This is a genomic window from Thalassolituus sp. UBA3500, assembly GCF_002377545.1.
Classification (GTDB): Bacteria; Pseudomonadota; Gammaproteobacteria; order Pseudomonadales; family Oceanobacteraceae; genus Thalassolituus.
In genome coordinates this window covers 8,232-8,715 of the sequence record NZ_DFQB01000049.1, presented here as the reverse complement: position 1 = coordinate 8,715, position 484 = coordinate 8,232, and the positions used below count along the sequence as shown (strand labels likewise).

Genomic DNA, 484 nt, shown 5'->3' with positions numbered 1-484 from the left:
AAGTCGACCCTGCTGAAAATCATCAATCGCGAGATTACCCCGGACGATGGGGTCGTTCAGTATCGCGATACGCTGCGTGTTGCCGCGTTGCAGCAAGAACTCCCTAAGAGTGTCGACGAGTCAGTGTACGATGTTGTCGCCGATGGTATCGGCGACCTCGGTGCTGTTCTGGCGCGTTACCACGAAGAGACGGCACGCGGCGCAGACGCTGACCTGAAAAAACTCGAAACTCTTCAGGCAAAGATCGAAGCCGCAGATGGCTGGCGTATTCAGCAACGTGTTGATGCCATGATTCAGCGCCTGAACCTCCCGGCAGAAAGCCGCTTTAACGAGCTGTCTGGCGGTTGGCAACGTCGTGTCATGTTGGCACGGGCGTTGGTGACCGACCCTGAGCTGCTCATTCTCGACGAGCCAACCAACCATATGGACGTCGAAACAATCGAGTGGCTTGAAGAACAACTCAAACAGTTTAATGGTGCACTGG

The 484-nt window shown here is 55.2% G+C and carries 1 protein-coding gene; it reads left to right on the top strand.

The annotated features are described in order from the left end of the window. Positions 1-484 (top strand): ATP-binding cassette domain-containing protein (locus B2R29_RS12460; RefSeq protein ID WP_301181366.1); only part of this gene is annotated, 484 nt, incomplete at both ends.